15 protein-coding genes are annotated in these 19,624 nt (G+C 44.8%); 5 read left to right on the forward strand and 10 right to left on the reverse strand.

All coding sequences use genetic code 11. The annotated features are described in order from the left end of the window. Nucleotides 1–9 precede the first annotated feature (9 nt). Nucleotides 10–1,098, reverse strand: a complete 1,089-nt coding sequence (locus LRC_RS09795; RefSeq protein WP_014074261.1) for an ABC transporter ATP-binding protein — start codon at nucleotides 1,096–1,098, stop codon at nucleotides 10–12. A 247-nt stretch (nucleotides 1,099–1,345) separates the two neighbouring features. On the opposite strand from LRC_RS09795, the gene LRC_RS09800 reads away from it, so the two are divergent. The 4 genes from LRC_RS09800 (at nucleotide 1,346) to LRC_RS09815 (ending at nucleotide 6,870) form a co-directional block, all read left to right on the forward strand. After that, nucleotides 1,346–3,334 (forward strand): methyl-accepting chemotaxis protein, encoded by a 1,989-nt coding sequence (locus LRC_RS09800; protein WP_014074262.1) that lies wholly within the window; start codon nucleotides 1,346–1,348, stop codon nucleotides 3,332–3,334. Nucleotides 3,335–3,354: 20 nt separating this feature from the next. Beyond that, the gene (locus LRC_RS09805) at nucleotides 3,355–4,323 is read left to right on the forward strand and encodes a sugar ABC transporter substrate-binding protein (protein WP_014074263.1); all 969 of its coding nucleotides are present in this window, start codon (nucleotides 3,355–3,357) and stop codon (nucleotides 4,321–4,323) included. A 158-nt stretch (nucleotides 4,324–4,481) separates the two neighbouring features. Further along, nucleotides 4,482–6,563 (forward strand): methyl-accepting chemotaxis protein, encoded by a 2,082-nt coding sequence (locus LRC_RS09810; protein ID WP_014074264.1) that lies wholly within the window; start codon nucleotides 4,482–4,484, stop codon nucleotides 6,561–6,563. A gap of 106 nt (nucleotides 6,564–6,669) precedes the next feature. Continuing rightward, nucleotides 6,670–6,870 carry a DUF3955 domain-containing protein gene (locus tag LRC_RS09815; RefSeq protein WP_003696027.1) on the forward strand — a complete coding sequence of 67 codons (201 nt, stop codon included), beginning with the start codon at nucleotides 6,670–6,672 and terminating at the stop codon, nucleotides 6,868–6,870. A 45-nt stretch (nucleotides 6,871–6,915) separates the two neighbouring features. Here LRC_RS09815 and LRC_RS09820 read toward each other — a convergent pair whose 3' ends face one another. The 9 genes from LRC_RS09820 to LRC_RS09860 all read right to left on the reverse strand — a co-directional run bounded on the left by LRC_RS09820 (nucleotide 6,916) and on the right by LRC_RS09860 (nucleotide 18,145). Further along, nucleotides 6,916–7,488: a DJ-1 family glyoxalase III gene (locus tag LRC_RS09820; protein WP_041820414.1), complete on the reverse strand. Its 573-nt coding sequence runs from the start codon at nucleotides 7,486–7,488 to the stop codon at nucleotides 6,916–6,918. 49 nt (nucleotides 7,489–7,537) lie between these two features. Next, a complete protein-coding gene (locus LRC_RS09825; RefSeq protein ID WP_014074266.1) occupies nucleotides 7,538–8,395 on the reverse strand; it encodes an endonuclease/exonuclease/phosphatase family protein in 858 nt (285 codons plus the stop codon). Between the two features lie 473 nt (nucleotides 8,396–8,868). Next, nucleotides 8,869–9,537: a beta-phosphoglucomutase gene (gene pgmB, locus LRC_RS09830; RefSeq protein ID WP_014074267.1), complete on the reverse strand. Its 669-nt coding sequence runs from the start codon at nucleotides 9,535–9,537 to the stop codon at nucleotides 8,869–8,871. Nucleotides 9,538–9,550: 13 nt separating this feature from the next. Continuing rightward, nucleotides 9,551–11,809: a glycoside hydrolase family 65 protein gene (locus LRC_RS09835; protein ID WP_014074268.1), complete on the reverse strand. Its 2,259-nt coding sequence runs from the start codon at nucleotides 11,807–11,809 to the stop codon at nucleotides 9,551–9,553. Between the two features lie 158 nt (nucleotides 11,810–11,967). Beyond that, nucleotides 11,968–12,969, reverse strand: a complete 1,002-nt coding sequence (locus LRC_RS09840; protein ID WP_014074269.1) for a LacI family DNA-binding transcriptional regulator — start codon at nucleotides 12,967–12,969, stop codon at nucleotides 11,968–11,970. A 467-nt stretch (nucleotides 12,970–13,436) separates the two neighbouring features. Beyond that, nucleotides 13,437–14,396 carry an ABC transporter permease gene (locus LRC_RS09845; RefSeq protein ID WP_014074270.1) on the reverse strand — a complete coding sequence of 320 codons (960 nt, stop codon included), beginning with the start codon at nucleotides 14,394–14,396 and terminating at the stop codon, nucleotides 13,437–13,439. Then, entirely contained in the window at nucleotides 14,393–15,475 is a 1,083-nt protein-coding gene (locus tag LRC_RS09850; protein WP_014074271.1) for an ABC transporter permease, read from the reverse strand. The genes LRC_RS09845 and LRC_RS09850 overlap by 4 nt, the downstream gene beginning before the upstream one ends. A gap of 8 nt (nucleotides 15,476–15,483) precedes the next feature. Then, the gene (locus LRC_RS09855; protein WP_014074272.1) at nucleotides 15,484–17,004 is read right to left on the reverse strand and encodes an ABC transporter ATP-binding protein; all 1,521 of its coding nucleotides are present in this window, start codon (nucleotides 17,002–17,004) and stop codon (nucleotides 15,484–15,486) included. A gap of 115 nt (nucleotides 17,005–17,119) precedes the next feature. Further along, nucleotides 17,120–18,145, reverse strand: a complete 1,026-nt coding sequence (locus tag LRC_RS09860) for a BMP family lipoprotein (RefSeq protein WP_014074273.1) — start codon at nucleotides 18,143–18,145, stop codon at nucleotides 17,120–17,122. 253 nt (nucleotides 18,146–18,398) lie between these two features. Here LRC_RS09860 and LRC_RS09865 point away from each other — a divergent pair, with 253 nt between their 5' ends. Beyond that, on the forward strand, nucleotides 18,399–19,340 hold the full coding sequence (locus LRC_RS09865) for a nucleoside hydrolase (RefSeq protein WP_014074274.1): 942 nt from the start codon (nucleotides 18,399–18,401) through the stop codon (nucleotides 19,338–19,340). Nucleotides 19,341–19,624 lie beyond the last annotated feature (284 nt).

Below are 19,624 nucleotides of genomic sequence, written 5' to 3' on the forward strand. Positions count from 1 at the left end.
AAATCACCCTCAGTCCTCATAGCTTTCAAGACGAGCGTCAAAATCTTCTTCAGATTCGTTAAAACGCATGACGTGAATGTCTTCCGGATCAAAGTAAAGCCCGATCGTTGTCCCTGGTACGGCCTTTTTGGTGGTATGAACCATCCACTCGTTGCCCTCGTCATCGTAGCAGATGATTTCGTAATGAACGCCGCGGAAGAGGATCGTATCGACCTTGACCTTTAGCTTGCCGTGCTCTTCATCCGTCAAATCCAGATCTTCCGGCCTCAAAACAACTTCGACCGGCTCGTTTTCTCTCATCCCCTCATCGACGCACTCAAACCGTTTGCCTGCAAACTCAACCAGACAGTCCTTGATCATCGTCCCGTTCAAAATATTGCTTTCTCCGATAAAATCAGCAACGTAGTGATTGATTGGCTCATCGTAGATATCAACGGGCGTTCCGGATTGAACAATGTTGCCGTTGTTCAAAACAAAGATCTCATCGCTCATAGCCAAAGCTTCTTCTTGGTCGTGAGTCACGAAAACAAACGTGATTCCTAAGCGCTGCTGAAGTTCGCGCAGCTCATACTGCATATCAAGCCTCAATTTGTGATCCAAAGCAGAAAGCGGCTCATCCAAAAGCAACACTTTGGGTTCGTTGACGATTGCCCTTGCGATTGCCACACGTTGTCTTTGACCGCCTGACATCTCATTGATCCCGCGTTTTTCATAACCGGCCAACTGAACCATCTTCAATGCTTCTTTGACCTTTTGATCAATCTGATTTTTCGGAAGTTTTTTAACTCTTAAGCCAAATGCAATATTGTCATACACGTCCATGTGCGGAAATAATGCATAGTCTTGAAAAACCGTATTAACCTGTCGTTTATTTGCAGGGACGTTGTTGATTCTTCTCCCTTCAAAATAAATGTCGCCTTCAGTCGGCTCTGAAAAGCCCGCAATCATTCTTAAAATCGTTGTTTTGCCGCATCCGGAAGGACCGAGCAGAGTATAGAATTTTCCCTCCTCAATCTCGAAACTGACATTCTTCAATACCGGCACGTCGTCATCGTAGCACTTGATGACGTTTTTAAATGAAATGATCGGTTGCTTCAAAATTACCACCCCTTAATTTTAACGATTGAGCAATGACGCTCAATTGCAATTATACAGTATCCAGCTCTGATTTAGGCAAAAAATGCACAATTGTTGCAAAGATGACCGCATCAGACGCCATACAAGATTATAAACTCATCATTATTGTCTCATATGTATATTGTGGGGTTTATTTTTTAAACATTCTTCCGATATTATTGTTAGCGAATCATATATTTTATTTAAAACATTTTGTATACAGGAGGATATGTCTTTGAAAAAAAATGCCAAATTTTCTATCAAAGCTAAACTTTTATCGGCAATTATACCAATTACCAGTGCGATGATCATCGTCTTGGTCGTAATTGCCTATAACGTTTCTGCTTCGATGATCAAAAGAAATGCCGAAGAACTTCTGGAAACGTCCGTTGACAAACAAAGTTCAAATATTGAAGCTTGGATGACGGAAAATCTTAATTCGTTCAATTCGGCCAAAAGAGCCATCGAATCCGACCACCAAAGCGAAAAGTCGCTCCAAAAAACGGTCGACAACTACTATGGCTTTAATACCAATTCTCAAAACGGAATTTACATCGCAGATCAAAATGGCAAGGTCATCAAAGCCAAAAAGTCGGACAAAACCATCAGCAATCCTCTGAACTCGCCTTGGTTCAAGGAAGGTCTGACTCACGTCAACATGGCATTTGGCGATCCGTACACGAGCGAAGACGGCAGCAAAGTCATCAGCGCAACCGGGATGCTTGACGACAACAGCAAGAATGTTCGCGTCATTGCCGCGGATTTCAGCCTTGATCGCATTTCGAACATTGTTAATTCAAGCATTTCGATGGATGGCGCCAGGGCTTTCCTCGTAGACAAAGATACAATGAAGATTATGGCAGACCGCAATTCAAGCTACGTTTCAGAAAAAATCGGTTCATCAGACCAGCCTGAAATTTACGCACAAGTCAAAAAGGAAATCAAAAAGAGCGACTATTCCACCCAAACGCTCGGAAAAAACTTTACTGCATTTTCTCAGATTGAAGGAACCGATTGGATTCTCGTTTCATATATTCCGTCAAGCATTGTTTTGGCCGACCTTTCAAACCTGAGAATCATCATGGCAATCGTCAGTCTCATTGCGCTTTTGATCATGTGCATCGTCGTTGAACGCGTAACGCACGTCGCAATCAAGCCCGTCAAGGAAATGACAAAGGTCATCACGGCAATGGCCGGCGGCGACTTTACCGTTTCCGTCAGGACGAATGGCAACGACGAAATTGCCGAAATGGGTCGCAGCGTTTCAAAATTCATCGCTTACATGCGGCAAATGATCAGCTCCATCACAACCATTTCGCACACCCTCGAAGAACAAGCCCTTGGCAGCGAACGTGTCGCAAACGAAATGAGTTCCGCATCGGATACTCAGTCAAAATCAATGAACGAACTTAACATGACCGTTGATCAGTTGGCAATTTCCGTCAACGACATCGCTGAAAATGCAAGTCAGCTGGCAGAAGTCGTCACCGACACCAAGGACAACAGCGATCATGCCAAAAACAAGATGAACGATACGGTCGAGGTTTCAAACAAAGGACGAGAGGATATGAAACAAGTCGTTACGGCGCTCGAAAATATCCAATCCTCAGTTACGACTCTTCAAGATTCCATCAATTCGGTCGGCAAAGCATCAGGCGAGATCGTCAATATCGTGAAAATCATCGGTGAAATTGCTCATCAGACAAACCTCCTTTCACTTAACGCATCGCTTGAAGCAGCCCGTGCCGGAGAGGCAGGCAAGGGCTTTGCTGTCGTGGCAACCGAGATCAACAACCTGGCCAAGAGCAGCGCTGAATCTGTTTCACAAATTTCAGAATTAATCGATCAAGTCAACGGACTTGTCGCCAATACGGTTCAACAAGCCAGCTCAAGCGTTAAAGACATCAACTCCAGCGCCGGTTTGATTAATACGGCCGTTGAAAGTTTCGACACGATCTACCATAACATTCAAGAAACAAGCGACGTCATTTCAAAGGTCGTCGAAGAAATCGACAGCGTTGATCAGGTTGCGACAAACGTTGCCGCCATTTCAGAAGAGCAGGCAGCAAGTTCGGACGAAATTCACGCTACTTCGGAAACGACGCTTTCACAAGCCAAAAATATTTCCGAAAACAGTACTGTTCTTGCCGAAGAATCACAGCATTTGGCTGCCACTTCAGAAGAGCTTGCCGATCAAGTCAAGCATTTCAAGGTCTGAGCAAACAGGAGGAAAAAAGCATGTTCAAAAAATTTATCAAAATGATGCTGGTTTTGACGTGTTTTATGCTTGCAGCAACGGGTTGCGGCATGACGACAAACGAAAGCCAGTCCGGAAACGGCAAGCGCATCGCTGTCTTGACGCAAACGAACAAAGATGTATTCGTCAGAAATCTGATTTCGTACATCAAAAATGCTGCATCTGAAAAAGGAGCAACGGTTGACGTTTATAGTTCTGAACAAAACAGCGAAAAACAGATCAAACAACTGAAAAAAGCCGTCAAAAAACGCTATGACGCCATCCTGATCAGACCGGTCGATCCCGATAATGCGCAGGAAATGACTGCCATTGCCGGAAAAATTCCCGTCGTCTTCTATAATTTTCAACCGTCAGAAAGCGCCTTAAAAGCAAATCAAGACGTCTATGTCGGACCGGAAGAAGAAATGGCCGGACGCCTTCAGGCAAATTACGTTTTGAAGCACACAAGCAAACAAGAACTGAACGTTGCAATTTTGAAAGGTCAAAGAGGGCTCGCTTCTGAAAAACGCACCAATACCTTCGAAGAAACGCTTGAAAAATCCGGAAGAAGCATCAATTACGTCTTCATCGACTCTGCCGATTGGCAAGAAGAATCAGCCGAACATCAGATGGAACTGTTCTTAAAAACCAGCCAGCCATGCGACGTTATCGCAGCAAACAACGACAATATGGCGCTCGGGGCCATCAAAGCCTTTAAGAAAGCTCACAAAAAATTGCCGATTGTCTGCGGGGTGGATGCATCGGCTGAGGGCAAGGCCAAAATCAGCACAGGCGAAATGGGAATGTCCGCCTCCCAGCTGTCAAAGATTCAAGGGGAAAAGTGTATCGAAACCGCGCTGAAACTGATTGAAGGCAAAAAAATCACCGATATTAAAGGTTCTACCGCAGACGGATTGTATGTTTATACGGATTTCAAAGCCATCACGAATTCTCAAGATTTAGACAATTAAATGCTTGAACGTTTCTTACCATTATAATCACAATTATAAAAACCAATCATCAAAAAGTCTTTGATTTGATGATTGGTTTTCTTTCTTTATTTCAAAAAAACATAAATTTCCATCATGTCATTTTTGTATAATTTTTCTATCAAACAGCACTGGAGGTTATGAATGTGAAAAACACAACTAAGAGACGGGGCAAGAGCATCAGCAAACCGATTATGATCATGCTCTTGATTCTCGGGTTCGTTCCGATCATCACTATGGCAATCACTTCATATACGAGCAACATTGACATGCTGCGAGAACGAAACGAGCTTGCCAAGCAAAGCGCAGTCGCAACGATTCAAAAATCACGAACCAATCTGAGAAAAACAACAAATGACAAGCTGACAGAGGTTTCTCGTCAGCCAGTATTTGAAAAAGATTTTGATTTCAAGCTCAAGCAGATCAGGCGCAAACTGCACCTTGCCGTTTCAGGAAACGACGAATATCCGAATGTTATTTTCATCAATCAAAACGGCAAGTTCACAAGTACTAAGAGCATCAAAGATACGGCCGATTTGAGGACGAAAGATTGGTATAAGGGCGCGATTCAAAAAGAGGGTCAGATCTACTGGACGACGCCGCATTACCTTGAAGCAACGGGCAAATGGCTGACGACCGCATCGACCGTCGTCAGAAACAAGAAAGGCGATTCAGGCGTAATATGTTTCGACATTTCATACGATGACATCATCAACGAATTTGCCGACATGAAAGTCGGAAGAACCGGCAGTCTTACGCTTGTTTCAAATACAGGGAACGTTATCAATTCAACGGGCAACAAAAACGCGGGCACGGTTTATAAGATCGGCAAAAATATCTCTCAGTCCCCTGAATTTAAAGCAATTGCGAATTCCAAGAAGCGCAAGGGAACAGTACATATCAAAGGCGAAAGCAAAACGCAGGACATCTATTTTGACAAAGGCAACAATTCAAGCGTGACATGGACGTTTGCCAAAGTCAGCAAAAACGATTTAACAATGGAGCAAGCCGTTTTGCTCAGAAATACGTTCTTTATCATCATCATTATCGGCATTTTAATCGTAATTACAACGATTGCTTCCGTTTATTGGATCAAAGGCGGAATCGATATTTTTAAAAATCGGATTCAGGAAGCCGCTTCTGGCAATCTGAAAAAACTTGATAAATACGATCCGTCAATCAAGCAGCATCCGCTCGATAAGCTGGTTAAAAAATTCGTCAGTCCAGATCCAAACGGACACGAGTTCAATCAGATTGCATATGAATACAATCTAATGATCGACGCAACTGCAGAACTGATCGGGCATGTTCAGACCAACTCTGCCAAAGTTGATGAAATGTCGACTTCATTGCTCGATCTTTCCAAGCAGACTGATCACGCAGTTGACGAAGTCGCACAAACGATTACGGGTATTGCCAATGTTACGAGTTCACAGGCTCAGGAAACTCAAGAAAGCGTAACTAAGCTTAAAGAGCTTTCCAAGGTTATCGACGAATTGAACGAAAGCGTTCAGCAAATGAATGCTGAATCTGACGAATCTGCCAAAATCAATCAGGACAACATGAACACGATGGACAGCGTCAACAGCAACTGGGTGGCTGAACTCGATGATATGAAAGCTTTGTCTCAAAGCGTGCAGAACATGAATGCGGATATTCAAGACATTACCAAGATCATCAACGTCATCAACGAAATTTCGCGTCAGACGAACCTGCTTGCTTTGAATGCCTCGATTGAAGCCGCCAGCGCCGGCGAAGCGGGCAAGGGCTTCTCAGTCGTTGCGGCAGAAATTCGCAAGCTTGCCGAACAAAGCGCGGCTTCGACGAAGGAAATCGAAGACATCATCGACAACATCAAGAATCAGTCAACTGAAATGGTCGACAAGACGAACAGTTCCGTTGAAGGCGGTCAAAAGCAGTCCAAGCTGATTCAAGAAGCCATCAAATCGACGATGGAAGTCTTCAAGCGCAATCAGGAAATGGCACAAAAAGTCGCAGGCGTTGCCAAAGCTTCAGATAAGATCGAAGAAGTTCAAGGCAAAGTGCTCGAAGGACTTGAAAGCATCTCTGCTTCAACGCAGGAAAACGCAGCTGGAACGGAAGAGGTTTCCGCAAATTCCGAAGAAGTTTTGGCAACGATGGACGAATTTACACAACACGTGGCTGATTTGCAACAGATTGCCAAAGAATTGGACGAACAGGCAAATCGATTCAAAGTCTGATAAATTTAATTTGAAAAAGCAAGACCGAATGCCGATTCGGTCTTGTTTTACCTTTTCTTAACCTGTTTTTAACCAATAGGAAACAAATTCTTGTTACAATCAAGGCATGAAAAGCTTCAGATTCCCGCTTCTTCTTTTGGGTTTGAGTTTTGCCATTCCTTTCATCGGCAACCTGTCCTCCTACGTCGATGAATACGGGATGCTTCACGAACCAGGTTTTTTCACGATTATCATTGGAGAAATTCTCTTCGTGATTGCCATCGTTTCTGGCGTCATCACTGCTTTAAAGCTTTTGAAGAAGCACTAACAAAAAGAGCTCGAGACCAAATCTCGAGCTCTTTTCGCGTTTCGGCTAATTGTTTTCAAGCAAGAAATCGTACAGCATCCCATGCTTGATTGCTTTTGTGTCGATTCCCAAAACCTCTGCAATCGCATATGCGTATGCCAATGCGGTTGCCGGTCCGCGACTCGTCACAAGATGCTTTTCTTCATCAATGACGACGACGTCTTCCTTGAATGACCCATTGTCAACTTCAGAGCTGATATCATCATTCATTCCTGGATACATCGTGTATTTTGCCCCGTCAAGCAGACCGTATCTGGCAAATGCCATCGGAGCAGCACACATTGCCGCATTCCACTTACCGTCTTTTTGCCTTTTAACCATCAGCTTTTCAAGCTTGCTTGAATCGCGCAGATTTTGAGCACCTTTAAGTCCGCCCGGAAAAGCCACGAGATCATAGTCAAGCAGACTTTCATCAACAGTCTTGTCGCAGGTCAGGAGAATGCCGTGATCGCCGTCAACTTTCGTTTCAAACAAACCAACCATGTCGCATTTGACATTCAGACGGCGCAAAACGTCAACCACTGACAAAGCCTCGATTTCTTCACAACCCGGTGCCAAAATTACCGCTGCTTTTTTTATCACTCTAATCACTCCAATCTGTTCATACCTGAATTATATCAAATTTTGCTTATGCAGAGCACGTTTCGGAATCATCTGAGACCTCAATCAAAACCCCTGCATGGTTCGAAATGCGCGGACCGATGTTTCCATCAAAACAAATACGACTGTAAGACACTTCATTTTGCGCATTCGTCAAAATATAGTCCAAACGCTCAGAAATTCCGCTGTCATCCCATCCGTCAAGTTTGCCGCGGACGGTCATGCCGTCGCCTTTTGAAATTGCGGAGCAGTATGTATCCTCAAATTCCTGACACATCAGCGTGTAGCTTCCCGTATCAACTTCTGCGTCAACATTGAAATTCCCGAGCAGATATACCGGACGCTTGCTCAGCCCCAATCCCGCAATCGTTTCCATCAAATTGCTCCACTCACGACGAAATTCAAATGAATTTTCACCGTTAAAATGTACGGCCGCCACCACTGTTTTCATTTCATCGGACAACTGAGCCAACAAAACGCACCTTTTTGTCAGATTACCCGTAAAATCGCTGCTTGAAATCAAAGTACTGTGAACGTTGGTCAAACAAAGACGCGAAAAAAGCGCAACTCCCCATTCAAGTCCGTTTGTTTCTCCATAGGCCGAATTCCACGACCATTTAAAATCAAGCTTCACTTTTTTCAACGCTCTTGATAATCGATAGGCAAAATTGTCCTTCTTGATAATTGCATTGCCTTCTGCTGGTTCTTTATACCCCAGTGATTCCAATTCGTCTTCAGCGATTGCCGATTCAAACTGTGATTGATTTGCTTCTTGCAGCGACAAGACGTCAATTTCTTCTCTGACAATCTGATCGACTATTTCTTGAATCTGCTTGTCAGAATCATAATCTAACAAAGAATGGCAATTCAATGTCAGCATCCTCATTGATCATGCCCCCTAAAAGTGAAATAACTACATAGTTTATTATAGTTTCTTGAAAGCGTTATCTCAAGCTGTTTTGACACTTTTTGCCTCCTTTTTCAATGCAAACGAATGTTTTTGACGTGTTTTTTAAATGCAGTGCCGCAAAGCAGCTGCTCAATCAATGCGTCAAGAATGGCTTACGGGCAAAATGCCGTTTTTTAAGATTTGTCCGTAAAATCCAACCTTCAATTACGGGCAAAACGGCGATTTTTGAATTCTGCCCGTAAACGGCAATGATTTTGCCAAATGCAGCATCTGATGCATCAGCGGGTGAAACTCTCAATCAAATTTACAGCCAGACTGTTTTAGGATATTTCCATCATGGAAAGTGATTGTCCCGCATATGCAAAAAACCGGATTAATTTGCAATTAATTGCAAATCATCCGGTTTTTCAATTTGAGGCATAGTTTTTTTCGAAGCCTCTAAAATTATTTTAGTTCCTTGATTTTTCCCACGTTTCTTCGAACAAGGCATAGCTGAAATCATCCGTCGTAGGAACAACGGCATCTGCTTTTCCGAGTTCTTCAGGGTCGCCAACAGCCACGGCCGTCATGTTTGCCGCCTTGATTGCGGCAACTCCGGCAACTGCGTCCTCAACGCCGACACAATCTTTCGGGTCTAGCGAAACAGCACGAGCACCAGCCAAGAAGATATCCGGCGCAGGCTTGCCATGTTCGACCTTCGAAGGATCTGCAATCGCGTCAAATTTGTCAAACAAGCCCAGTTTTTTCAAAATAACCGGAGCATTCTTTGATGCGGAAGCAACGGAAAGCTTGACGTCATGTTCTTTCAATTCTCCTATCAAACGCGTGATTCCCGGAAGAATGTCGTCTTTTGTCAATGTATCGATAGCTTTCAAGTAGTAGCCGTTCTTTTCTGCCGCCAGCTCTTCGACTTGTTCAGCCGTGTATTTGTCACGAAGACCGCCAAAGTCCAAAATTCGTTCCAAAGATTCGATTCGGCTAATGCCCTTGAGCTCCGTTTCAAATGAAGCCGGAAGTTTTAACCCCAGTTTTTCGGAAGCCAGCTGACTCCACGCTGCAAAGTGAAATTTGGCCGTATCGGTAATTACGCCGTCTAAATCAAAAATTGCGCCTTTCACGTTCTGATCCCCCTTATTTTGCCGTAAGTTTCAAATCTTTTCCATTCAGCTTGATCGTCAAATCATCGCCCTTGAGCAAGTCGATCTGCGTGCCTTCTTGGCTGACGCTGATGCTGAGCAAACGACCGCGGAAGTTGATTCTGAATTTGTAGCCCGTCCATTCCTTTGGCAAGAACGGAGCAAACTGCAGCTCATCATCAATGACACGCATGCCTGCAAAGCCTTGGACGATTGCAAGCCATGAACCAGTCATGGATGTGATGTGCAGGCCATCGTTCGTATCATTGTTATAGTTGTCAAGATCCAAGCGCGCAGTTCTTGAGTACATTTCAAACGCCTTGTCTTCTTTGTGAAGATCTGCAGCCAAAATGGCATGAATCGATGGCGAAAGGCTTGATTCGTGAACGGTCAGCGGTTCGTAGAAATCAAAGTTTCGTTCCTTTTGTTCTTGCGTGAAGCGATCCACGAAGTAGTAGATTCCTTGCAAAACGTCAGCTTGCTTGATGTATGGCGAACGCAAGATGCGATCCCATGACCAATGCTGATTGAGCGGCAATTGATCTTGTGGAAGATCCTTGACCGGTGTCAGGTCTTTGTCAAGGAACGTATCATGTTGGACGAAAATGCCCAATTCCTTGTCTTCCGGCAAGTACATATTGTCGGCAATTTCATGCCACTTGGCACGTTCTTCTGAAGTCAATCCGAGTTCAGCCGTCTTGTCAGCATCAACCTTGTCAGCGATTTCGTTTGCATAATTCAAGCACCACTTGGCAAGCATGTTCGTATACCAGTTGTTGTTGACGTTGTTTTCGTATTCGTTCGGGCCCGTCACGCCGTGAATCATGTACATGCCTTTGCGTTTTGAGAAATGAACGCGATCTGCCCAGAAGCGTGCGATGCCGACCAAAACGTCAAAGCCGTCATGTGTTACGTACTCCGTATCGCCCGTATAGCGCGTGTAGTTGTAAATCGCATATGCAATCGTTCCGTTGCGGTGAATCTCTTCAAACGTGATTTCCCATTCGTTGTGGCATTCGATTCCGTTGAACGTCACCATTGGGAACAATGCACCGTCCAATCCTTGCTGCTTGGCGTTGTGGTATGCGCCAGGAAGCTGTTCGTGACGATATTCAAGCAAGTTTCGCGTCACTGATTTATCTGCCAATGCCAAATACAAAGGAACGGCAAAGCCTTCAGTATCCCAATAAGTAGCACCGCCGTATTTTTCACCGGTAAAGCCTTTTGGTCCGATGTTCAAGCGTGCGTCGTTTCCATAATAGGTCGAGAATAACTGGAACAAGTTGAAACGAATGCCTTGTTGCGATTCATCGTTTCCTTCAACGACAACATCAGCTTTTTCCCAACGCTTTGCCCAACCGTTTGCCTGTGCTGCCTTCAATTCGTCAAAGCTTGATTCTGCTTGTTTTGCGGACAGCTTTTCTCCGGCCGCATCCAAATCTTCAAGCGTTTCGTAGTCACGCGAAGTCAAAACGACGACGCGCTTTTCAAAGACCGTCTTTTTGCCTGATTCAAGCGTTCCGGAAAAGACGTTTGCAACCTTGAGATCTGTTTCGACAGGTTCTTTTGCATCAAGATCCGAAACGTTTTCCATCAGCATTTCCGTCGTAAATTGCGGAGTACCAAAATTGTTTTCGATCGTTTCGGCAACCAGACGACCTGTTGTCTGATCCTTTTTCTTGCTTAAGACGTTCCAGAACTTTTCATCATAATTTGAGTCTTCATTGAAGACGTCCGCATCGATTGATGAATCAATTTCAACTTCAACGCTTTCTGAACTCAAGTTTTCAACCGTGATGCGATCTGCATAAAGCTCCTTCATGTCAACGCTGACAAAGCGTTCAAAGTTTAATCTGACCTTCTTTTCGCCGCGTTTGACAACATAGCTTCTTGTCAAAATGCCGCTCTTCATGTCAAGCGCAAGTTCAAAATCGCTGAATTCATCTTTGGCCAAATCAACCGATTCTCCGTCAAGCTTGACGTCAACGCTGACAAAATCGACCGCATTGATAACCTTGCCGAAGTATTCAGGATAGCCGTTTTTCCACCAGCCGACGCGCGTCTTGTCCGGGAACCAGACGCCGCCAAGATAGATGCCTTTATGCGTATCACCAGAATACTTTTCTTCAAACATTCCGCGCATGCCCATATACTCGTTGCCGGTGCTCGTCATGCTTTCCTGAAGACGCTTGTCTTCTTTATTGAACGTATGTGTAATTACTTTCCACGGGTTTATTTCAAAAATACGTTTCATTTACTTTGCCGCCCTTCATTCAAACGTTTTCATTTTCGCTTATTATTATATATGCAATCGGTTGCATTTGCAAGAACTTTCTTCAAAAATTTTTCCGAAGCACTGTATTTTTATAGACAAAAACCTCCAGAAACATTCAGATTTCAGAGGTTTTTCTGCTATATTCTCGTTGATTCGCGCTCGATGACCCTGTGCGGGACGATCACGCAGTTGCTTTCAATTTTAAGATTCGAATCAATCGCAAGCGCAGCGGCCTCCGATCCCAAAAAACGCGGGAAAATCTCGACCGAAGTCAGCGTCGGGTGCATGATCTTGTCATATGCGGAATTGTTGAATCCCATCATTGCAAGTTTTTTGCCGTCGATTCCTGCGGCTTCGCATGAGTACTTCGTTTTAAGCGCCAAAATATCGTCGCATGCAATGATTGCCTCAATCTCTGGATAGGCTTTGAAATAATCTTTCAAAGCTTTCGTGCGCTCATGTTCGTCTTCACTCCCGAGGCTCAGGCTCAACAATTGCCCACCGTGCTTTTTGACGGCATCCCGATACCCACAAAAGCGATCATTTTGCACGTTTTCATCAAGATCAGTATAAACATACAAAATGTTTTCCAACCCCTTGTCATATAAGAATTCCGTCGCGTCAAAGCCTGCCTTTCGGTTGTCATTGTCGACGTAAAGCGTCGTTTCCTGATCTTCATAGGGCGTTCCGATAATGACGAACCGCACGCCGTCTTGCTTCTTGACATACTCCAAAACCTTGTCGCGCGCTTTGGAATAGACGAAAACGAACTGTCTGATGTTGCCTCGCTTGATCATCGTCTCGATGTTTTTAATCAGCTCATCTTCGCTTTGACCCGTTGCTACGGAAACCATGTAGTCATGCGCATTGCAGATCGTTACCAATCCTTGAATAATCTGAATAAAGAACGGGTTGTCGCCAACGGAATCCTCTCTTGCAGGCAAAATAACCCCAATCATGTTTGACGACTTGTTCGCCAAATTTTGCGCTGCAAAGTTCGGTGAATAGTCGAGCTTTGCCATTGCTTTGCGCACCCTTTGTTTAGTTTCTTCACTAATAAGTGAACTGTCATGCATCGCACGTGAGGCAGTCGAAGGAGAAACTCCCGCTAGACGCGCAACGTCCTTAATTGTTGCCATAACGTAAGACCTCTCTGTCACATCGTAATAAAAGCGGTTGCACACTGTATATATTAAAAGTATATAACCATAATAAACGCAAAATCAAGCATATTTTGATTTCATCCAATTGAACTTTAATCAGCGTGCCGTTTCTGAGTGCAAATTCACGGTCTCGTCAGCTTTTGCAAAATGCTGCGTCTGTTGCGCTCAGATTGCGATGCGTCAGCTTAATCAGCCCGCAAAGATGGGCAAAACATCGCTTTTCAAGATTGGCTCGTAAAATCCAGACCTCGGTTACGGGCAAAAAGTTTCGACATATAGAAATGAAAACAGACTTATTTCCATCATGTCAAGTGATCGTCATGCATACGAAAAAAAACCGATTGATTTGCAATTGATTGCAAATCAACCGGTTTTTCAATTTGAAACAGAGTTTTTTTCAGTCTCTTTCAATTTGAGGCATGTTTTTTAAAGCCCCTTCCTGATTACTTGTTTTTGACGTAATTCGTCCCGTCAGCAGCCGGTGCAACCGCCTTGCCGAGGAAGATTACGAGCACGATAATCGTAATAACGTAAGGAGCAACTTGGAACCAGACCGAGTTGACGTGGCTGAGCAACGGAATGTAGGCTCCTGTGATTGGCAGACTTTGTGCCAGGCCAAAGAACAATGCCGCACCCATTGCGCCGATTGGATGCCACTTGCCAAAAATCATGGCTGCCAAAGCCATGAAGCCTTGACCGGAAATCGTATTCGACGAGAAGTTCATCGTGATCGACTGAGCCATCACGGCACCGCCCATGCCGCCTAAAAAGCCTGAAATCAAAACGCCCAAATAGCGATATTTGTAGACGTTGATTCCCAAGGTGTCTGCCGCCACTGGATTTTCACCAACGGAACGCAGACGCAGCCCAACGTTTGTGCGATACAAGAAGTACCAGCTGACGATTGCAATCAAAATCGCAAAGTATGCAACAAGAGACGTCCGCGTAAACAAAATTTTTCCTAGAACCGGAATTTTTGAAAGTCCAGGGAAAGTGTAGGTTCCAAGGCCTTGTTCGATAATCGGAGTTTGACCCTTGCCATTGTAGATGATTCGGGTCAAAAAGACGCAAAGTCCGGGAGCGAGCAAGTTCAAAACCGTCCCTGAAATAATATGATCTGCTCTGAAATTAACCGTTGCAACTGCATGCAAAATTGAAAACAAAAATCCGAAAAAGCCGCCGACAAGGATTGAAAGCCACGGAGTCGCAGTACCCAACGCGTTGCTGAAGGATAACGTAAAGACCGTGCTGCTGAAAGCTCCGACAATCATCATTCCTTCAAGTCCGACGTTGACGATGCCGCTTCGTTCAGAGAACGTTCCGCCTAAAGCCGTAAAAATCAACGGAGCCGCATAAATCAACGTTGACGAGAAAACCGTCATCAAAATTGTTTCTAAACTCATTGGTTGCCTGCCTCCTTTGCTTTAGCGCCCTTCTTGATTACGCCTTTTTTAATCAGCATTTCAAACGCATACTTGATTCCGACGAAGAAAATAATTGAAGCCATCACGACGTTGACGATTTCGGACGGTGTCGTTGAAAGCACTGAAATACTCAACCCGCCAATCTGAAGCGCTGAGAAGAGCAAGGCCGAAAACAGCATGCCGATCGGATTTTCACCGGCAAGCAAAGCCACGGCCATTCCGTCAAAGCCGACGCTTGGCGTAGAGTTTGAAACGGAAATGTTTTGATAGTTGCCGATGCCGTCGAGAGCTCCGGCCATTCCGGCTAAAATTCCCGAGATGATCATTGCAACGATGATCGTCTTCTTGACGTTCATGCCGGCATAACGCGAGGCAGAAGGATTCATTCCGACGCTGCGCACTTCAAAGCCGGAACAAGTCTTGTTGAAATAAAACCAAACCGCAAATGCGCACAGAATTGCCAGGAAAAAGCCCCAGTGAAACGTTGATCCATGCGTCAGATTTTGCAGGAAATCAGTGCAAAGGCTTGCCTTCTTCGGAATGTTCGGGGATGAGTCGGAACCTTTCGGAGCAAGCCAGGTTTTAATGGCATAGTTTACATAATATAAAGCAATGTAGTTCAGCATGATTGTTGAAATAACTTCGCTCGTCCCGAAAAATGCTCTCAAAACACCGGCAATTCCTGACCAGATTGCGCCGCACAATGCGCCGCACAAGATGGAGCCGATGATCAAGACGATGCCGGGCAAGGCATGAAAATGCAGTGCGAAAACGACTGCACTGAACCAGCCCATAAGATATTGACCAGGCCCGCCGATGTTAAAGAATCCGGCTTTGCTGGAAACGGCAAAACCAAGCCCCGTCAAAAGCAACGGCGTCATGTTGCGCAGCGTTTCGCTGACGGAATAAACGTCGCCGAATGCGCCGGCAAACAAGTTAACGTAGTTTTGAATCGGATTATAGCCAAAAACAAGCATCAGAACCGCTCCGACGATAAAGCCGGAAAGAACGGCCAAAAGCGGGATGATTAAGGCATTTTTATTCTTTCCCTTCAACATTTTTCCTCCTATTCGGCATCAGCAATCTTTTTGCCGGCCATCATTAAACCTAATTCTTCAGCAGACGTGTTCTTCGGGTCGATTTCGCCGACGATTTCGCCCGCATGCATCACGACGACGCGATCCGAAAGCTTGAGAATTTCGTCCAATTCAAAACTTACCAGCAAGACTGCACGACCATCGTTTCGTTCATCGTTGATTTTTTCATGAATGTATTCAATTGCGCCAACGTCAACGCCACGGGTAGGGTTGGCCGCAATCAGCAGATCGGGTTTGCTTGCGATTTCACGGGCAACGATGACTTTTTGCTGATTACCGCCTGAAAGAGACCCGACTGCTTCCTTTTCGCTTTGAGAACGAATATCGAATTTTTCAATCAGATCTTTGCCGTTTTGGTTGATGTCAGCATACTCCAAAATGCCATGGTTGTTGAACGGCTTTCGATAATAATTCTTCAATGCAAGGTTTTCAGAAATCGTCATCGGCAAAACAAGTCCGACGACTTGACGGTCTTCCGGAATGTACCCGACGCCTGCCTCAGTGATTTCTCTGACCGGATGGTTGGCATATTCTTTGCCATTGATCTTGACCGAACCGGATTTGATTTTGCGCATTCCGGTCAAAGCATCGATCAATTCGCTCTGACCGTTGCCGTCAACGCCCGCAACCCCAACGATTTCGCCGGTGTGAACCGTAAGATCGAGATTCTTGACTGCTTGAAGTCCATGTTTTTCAACATTCAGCCCTTTAACTTCGAGAACCGCCTTTGACTGATCGACCTCTGCTTTGTCGACCGTCGTTCTGATTTTTCTTCCGACCATCATTTCGGCCATCTTTTCTTCGGCAACGTCTGCGACCATCACGTCGTCAATGACGCGACCGGCACGAATCACGATGCAGCGATCGGCAGCCTCCTTGATTTCCTTGAGCTTGTGCGTGATGAAGATGATCGATTTTCCTTCATCAGCCAACGCGCGAAAAATTTTCATCAGTTGATCGATTTCTTGCGGCGTCAATGCGGCAGTCGGCTCATCAAAAATGAAAATGTTGGCTTTGCGATACAAAGCTTTCATAATTTCGACGCGTTGCTGCATCCCGACCGTAATATCAGCAACTTTGGCTTTCAAATCGATGTCAAGCTGATATTTTTCAGCTAATCGTTCAATTTCCTGTGAAGCTTTTTTGTAGTCGATTCTGCCGCCCTTGAGCGGTTCTTCACCCAAAATAATGTTTTCCAGCACGGTAAATGCAGGAATCAGCATGAAGTGTTGGTGAACCATGCCGATTCCGAGCTTCTTGGCATCGCGCGGGCTTTCCATTTCAACTTCTTTTCCTTCAACGAGAATCTGACCTTCAGTCGGTTTCAAAAGTCCGGAAAGCATTCCCATCAATGTTGACTTGCCGGCGCCATTTTCTCCCAAGAGAGCTAAAATTTCGCCTTTGTGCAATGTAAGAGATATATCGTCATTGGCTTTGAAATTGCCGAATTTCTTCGTGATATGCCTCATTTCAACGACGCTTGTACTCATATTTCCCTCCTAAATTTGATGCGTTCTTTAATAAAAAAGGTGAAGTACCGGCTGATCTTAAAAAACCAATACTCCACCCGATGCCCCTTAAAGGAGCCAGCGTTTTTAACGCAGCTTATTTTGCTTTAACCGTCAAGTCGCCCTTGATGATCTTTTGCTCGTATTGTTGAACAACCTTCCAAGCAGAGTCTGACATATTGTCGTTTACCAAATCAACGCCCTTGCTCTTAAGATCATAGGTAACGACCTTGCCACCAGGGAACTTGTCTTTCATAGCTTTGTTTGCAATATCTTTTGCGGCATTGCCGACTTCCTTAACGGCAGATGCAAGCGTAACGTTTCCGCCCTTGTATGCGCCGTCAGCTTTTTGATCCTGATCAACACCGATAACCCAAACTTTTTTGCCGTTCTTGGCAAGGTTCTTTGCAGCCGTAAATGCGCCTGCGCCAGTACCGCCGGCAGCATGGAAAATAACGTCTTCACCGTTGTTGTACATTGCAGTTGCCATTGACTGACCTAAATCGGCCTTCGTAAATGAGCCTGCATATTTGACGTCAACCGTAATCTTTGGATTTACGGCATGAACGCCTTGGATGAAACCTTTTTCGAAGGTTGTAATAACGTCGCTCTTAACACCGCCCAAAAAGCCGACTTTGTTCGTCTTCGTCGTTTCTGCAGCAGCAACGCCTGCCAAGAATGAAGATTGTTCTGACTTGAACGTTACGGAAGCAACGTTCTTTCCGGAAACGACATCATCAATAATAACGAAGTTCGTCTTAGGATTTTGCTTGGCCGTCTTCTTGATGGCCGGAGCAAGCTTGTAGCCGATTCCGAAAATCGTACTATACTTGGCCTTGATCAATTTATTGATGTTTGGAGTGAAATCTGCATCAGAGTTTGATTGTGCGTAGTTGTAGCCGTTTACGCCCTTTTCAAGCTTGTTTTCTTTACCCCATGCTTCAAGACCTTCCCAAGCTGATTGGTTGAAGGACTTGTCATCAATACTGCCACCGTCAGTTACCAAAGCAGCCGTGTGCTTTACCTTTTCGGAACCGGAATTACCGTTACCGCAGCCAACGAGAACAGTTCCGAGCATCAATGTTGCCGCAATGGCCGAAGCGATTTTTTTGTTAATGTGCATTATAGTACACCCTCCAAAACAGATTAATCAATTTACAAATTTTAGTATACATTGTTTTTTTGTAAAATCAATATAATTCTCGAAATTTTTTTCCTAACGTTCGTTTTTAATAGGTTTTAAAACGTATGTAATCCGTGGTATAATCGTAACGTTATGCTGATTGCGGACAGGTAAAAGGTTTTACCTAAATCCCATTTTTTCCCAATCAGCTCCAATAGTTCGTATTTTTACGCTATTTCATGGAGAAACATACATGTCTAAAAAAGTTTATTTCAGTCAAGACGGCGGTGTCGATGACATTATTTCGCTTTTCTTACTTCTTCAAATGGATGATGTTGATTTGATCGGAGTCGGCGTCATGGGAGCGGACAGCTACCTGCAACCAGCCGCAGAAGCAAGCCGAAAAGTCATCGACCGCTTCGGTCATGGCAAAAAACTCGAAGTCGCCTATTCGAATGCTCGTGCAGTCCATCCTTTCCCGACAAAATGGCGCCTCGATGCCTACTCTGAAAACTCTTTGCCTATTCTGAACGAATCTGGGGAAATCAAGACTCCTAAAGCTCCCCTTGCGGCCGATGATGATCTGATCGAAAAACTGATGAATTCAAACGAACCTGTTACGCTTTTGTTTACCGGCCCGCTCAGCGATCTTGCAAGCGCATTGAAAAAGAAACCGGAAATTGAAGACAAGATAGCAGAACTCATGTGGATGGGCGGAACCTTCCAGGAACGCGGCAACGTTGCCGAACCCGATTGCGACGGAACGCAGGAATGGAACGCCTTTTGGGATCCCGAAGCCGTTTCAACCGTTTTTTCAAGCGGCATCAAAATCACGATGGTCGCGCTCGAAAGCACGCACAATGTTCCTCTCACGCCGGCCGTGCGCATGTCATGGGCCAAAGATCGCCGTTACCCCGGCATCGATTTTATCGGTAACAGCTATGCCTTCGTTCCTGAACTCAGCATGTTTGAAACGAACTCAACCTACTTCCTGTGGGACGTTTTGACAACATGTGCTTTGGAAGACCCGACTCTGATTAAGCAAAAGACCGTTAAATGCAGCGTCTATACCGACTTTCCGCGTGACGGACGCACGTATCTTGATGACAACGGCAGAGAAGCTCAGCTTGTCTACGATGTCGACAACAAACGCTTCTTTGACATGATCAAGGAACTGGGCAAAAAAACCAAATAGCGAAATGGCAAAAAGAGACTGGTAAAAAAGTCCCGTTTCTTACTCGAATTAAATGAAATACCGAACAAAGGAAGTCGCAAGTCGACTGATTTTGTCCGATATTTTTCAATTTTGACAACTTTTTGTCAAATGCAGCACTGCTAATCGCCTGCTCAATCAATGCCAAAGACTGGCTTACGGCCAAAATGCCATTTTTTAAGATTTGTCCGTAAAAATCCAGACTCCAGTTACGGGCAAAACGTCAATTTTTGGAATTTGCTCGTAATGCCAGTCTTCGACTCCTT

It is taken from the genome of Ligilactobacillus ruminis ATCC 27782, from assembly GCF_000224985.1.
GTDB classification, from domain to species: Bacteria; Bacillota; Bacilli; order Lactobacillales; family Lactobacillaceae; genus Ligilactobacillus; species Ligilactobacillus ruminis.

What these genes read in the sequence shown, in the direction of transcription:
- LRC_RS09805 (WP_014074263.1), top strand. Translation starts at nt 3,355, where the DNA reads ATGTTCAAAAAATTTATCAAAATGATGCTGGTTTTGACGTGTTTTATG.
- LRC_RS09825 (WP_014074266.1), bottom strand. Translation starts at nt 8,395, where the DNA reads ATGAGGATGCTGACATTGAATTGCCATTCTTTGTTAGATTATGATTCT.
- LRC_RS09800 (WP_014074262.1), top strand. Translation starts at nt 1,346, where the DNA reads ATGTCTTTGAAAAAAAATGCCAAATTTTCTATCAAAGCTAAACTTTTA.
- LRC_RS09850 (WP_014074271.1), bottom strand. Translation starts at nt 15,475, where the DNA reads ATGTTGAAGGGAAAGAATAAAAATGCCTTAATCATCCCGCTTTTGGCC.
- LRC_RS09810 (WP_014074264.1), top strand. Translation starts at nt 4,482, where the DNA reads ATGAATGTGAAAAACACAACTAAGAGACGGGGCAAGAGCATCAGCAAA.
- LRC_RS09845 (WP_014074270.1), bottom strand. Translation starts at nt 14,396, where the DNA reads ATGAGTTTAGAAACAATTTTGATGACGGTTTTCTCGTCAACGTTGATT.
- LRC_RS09815 (WP_003696027.1), top strand. Translation starts at nt 6,670, where the DNA reads ATGAAAAGCTTCAGATTCCCGCTTCTTCTTTTGGGTTTGAGTTTTGCC.
- LRC_RS09855 (WP_014074272.1), bottom strand. Translation starts at nt 17,004, where the DNA reads ATGAGTACAAGCGTCGTTGAAATGAGGCATATCACGAAGAAATTCGGC.
- LRC_RS09835 (WP_014074268.1), bottom strand. Translation starts at nt 11,809, where the DNA reads ATGAAACGTATTTTTGAAATAAACCCGTGGAAAGTAATTACACATACG.
- LRC_RS09840 (WP_014074269.1), bottom strand. Translation starts at nt 12,969, where the DNA reads ATGGCAACAATTAAGGACGTTGCGCGTCTAGCGGGAGTTTCTCCTTCG.
- LRC_RS09860 (WP_014074273.1), bottom strand. Translation starts at nt 18,145, where the DNA reads ATGCACATTAACAAAAAAATCGCTTCGGCCATTGCGGCAACATTGATG.
- LRC_RS09865 (WP_014074274.1), top strand. Translation starts at nt 18,399, where the DNA reads ATGTCTAAAAAAGTTTATTTCAGTCAAGACGGCGGTGTCGATGACATT.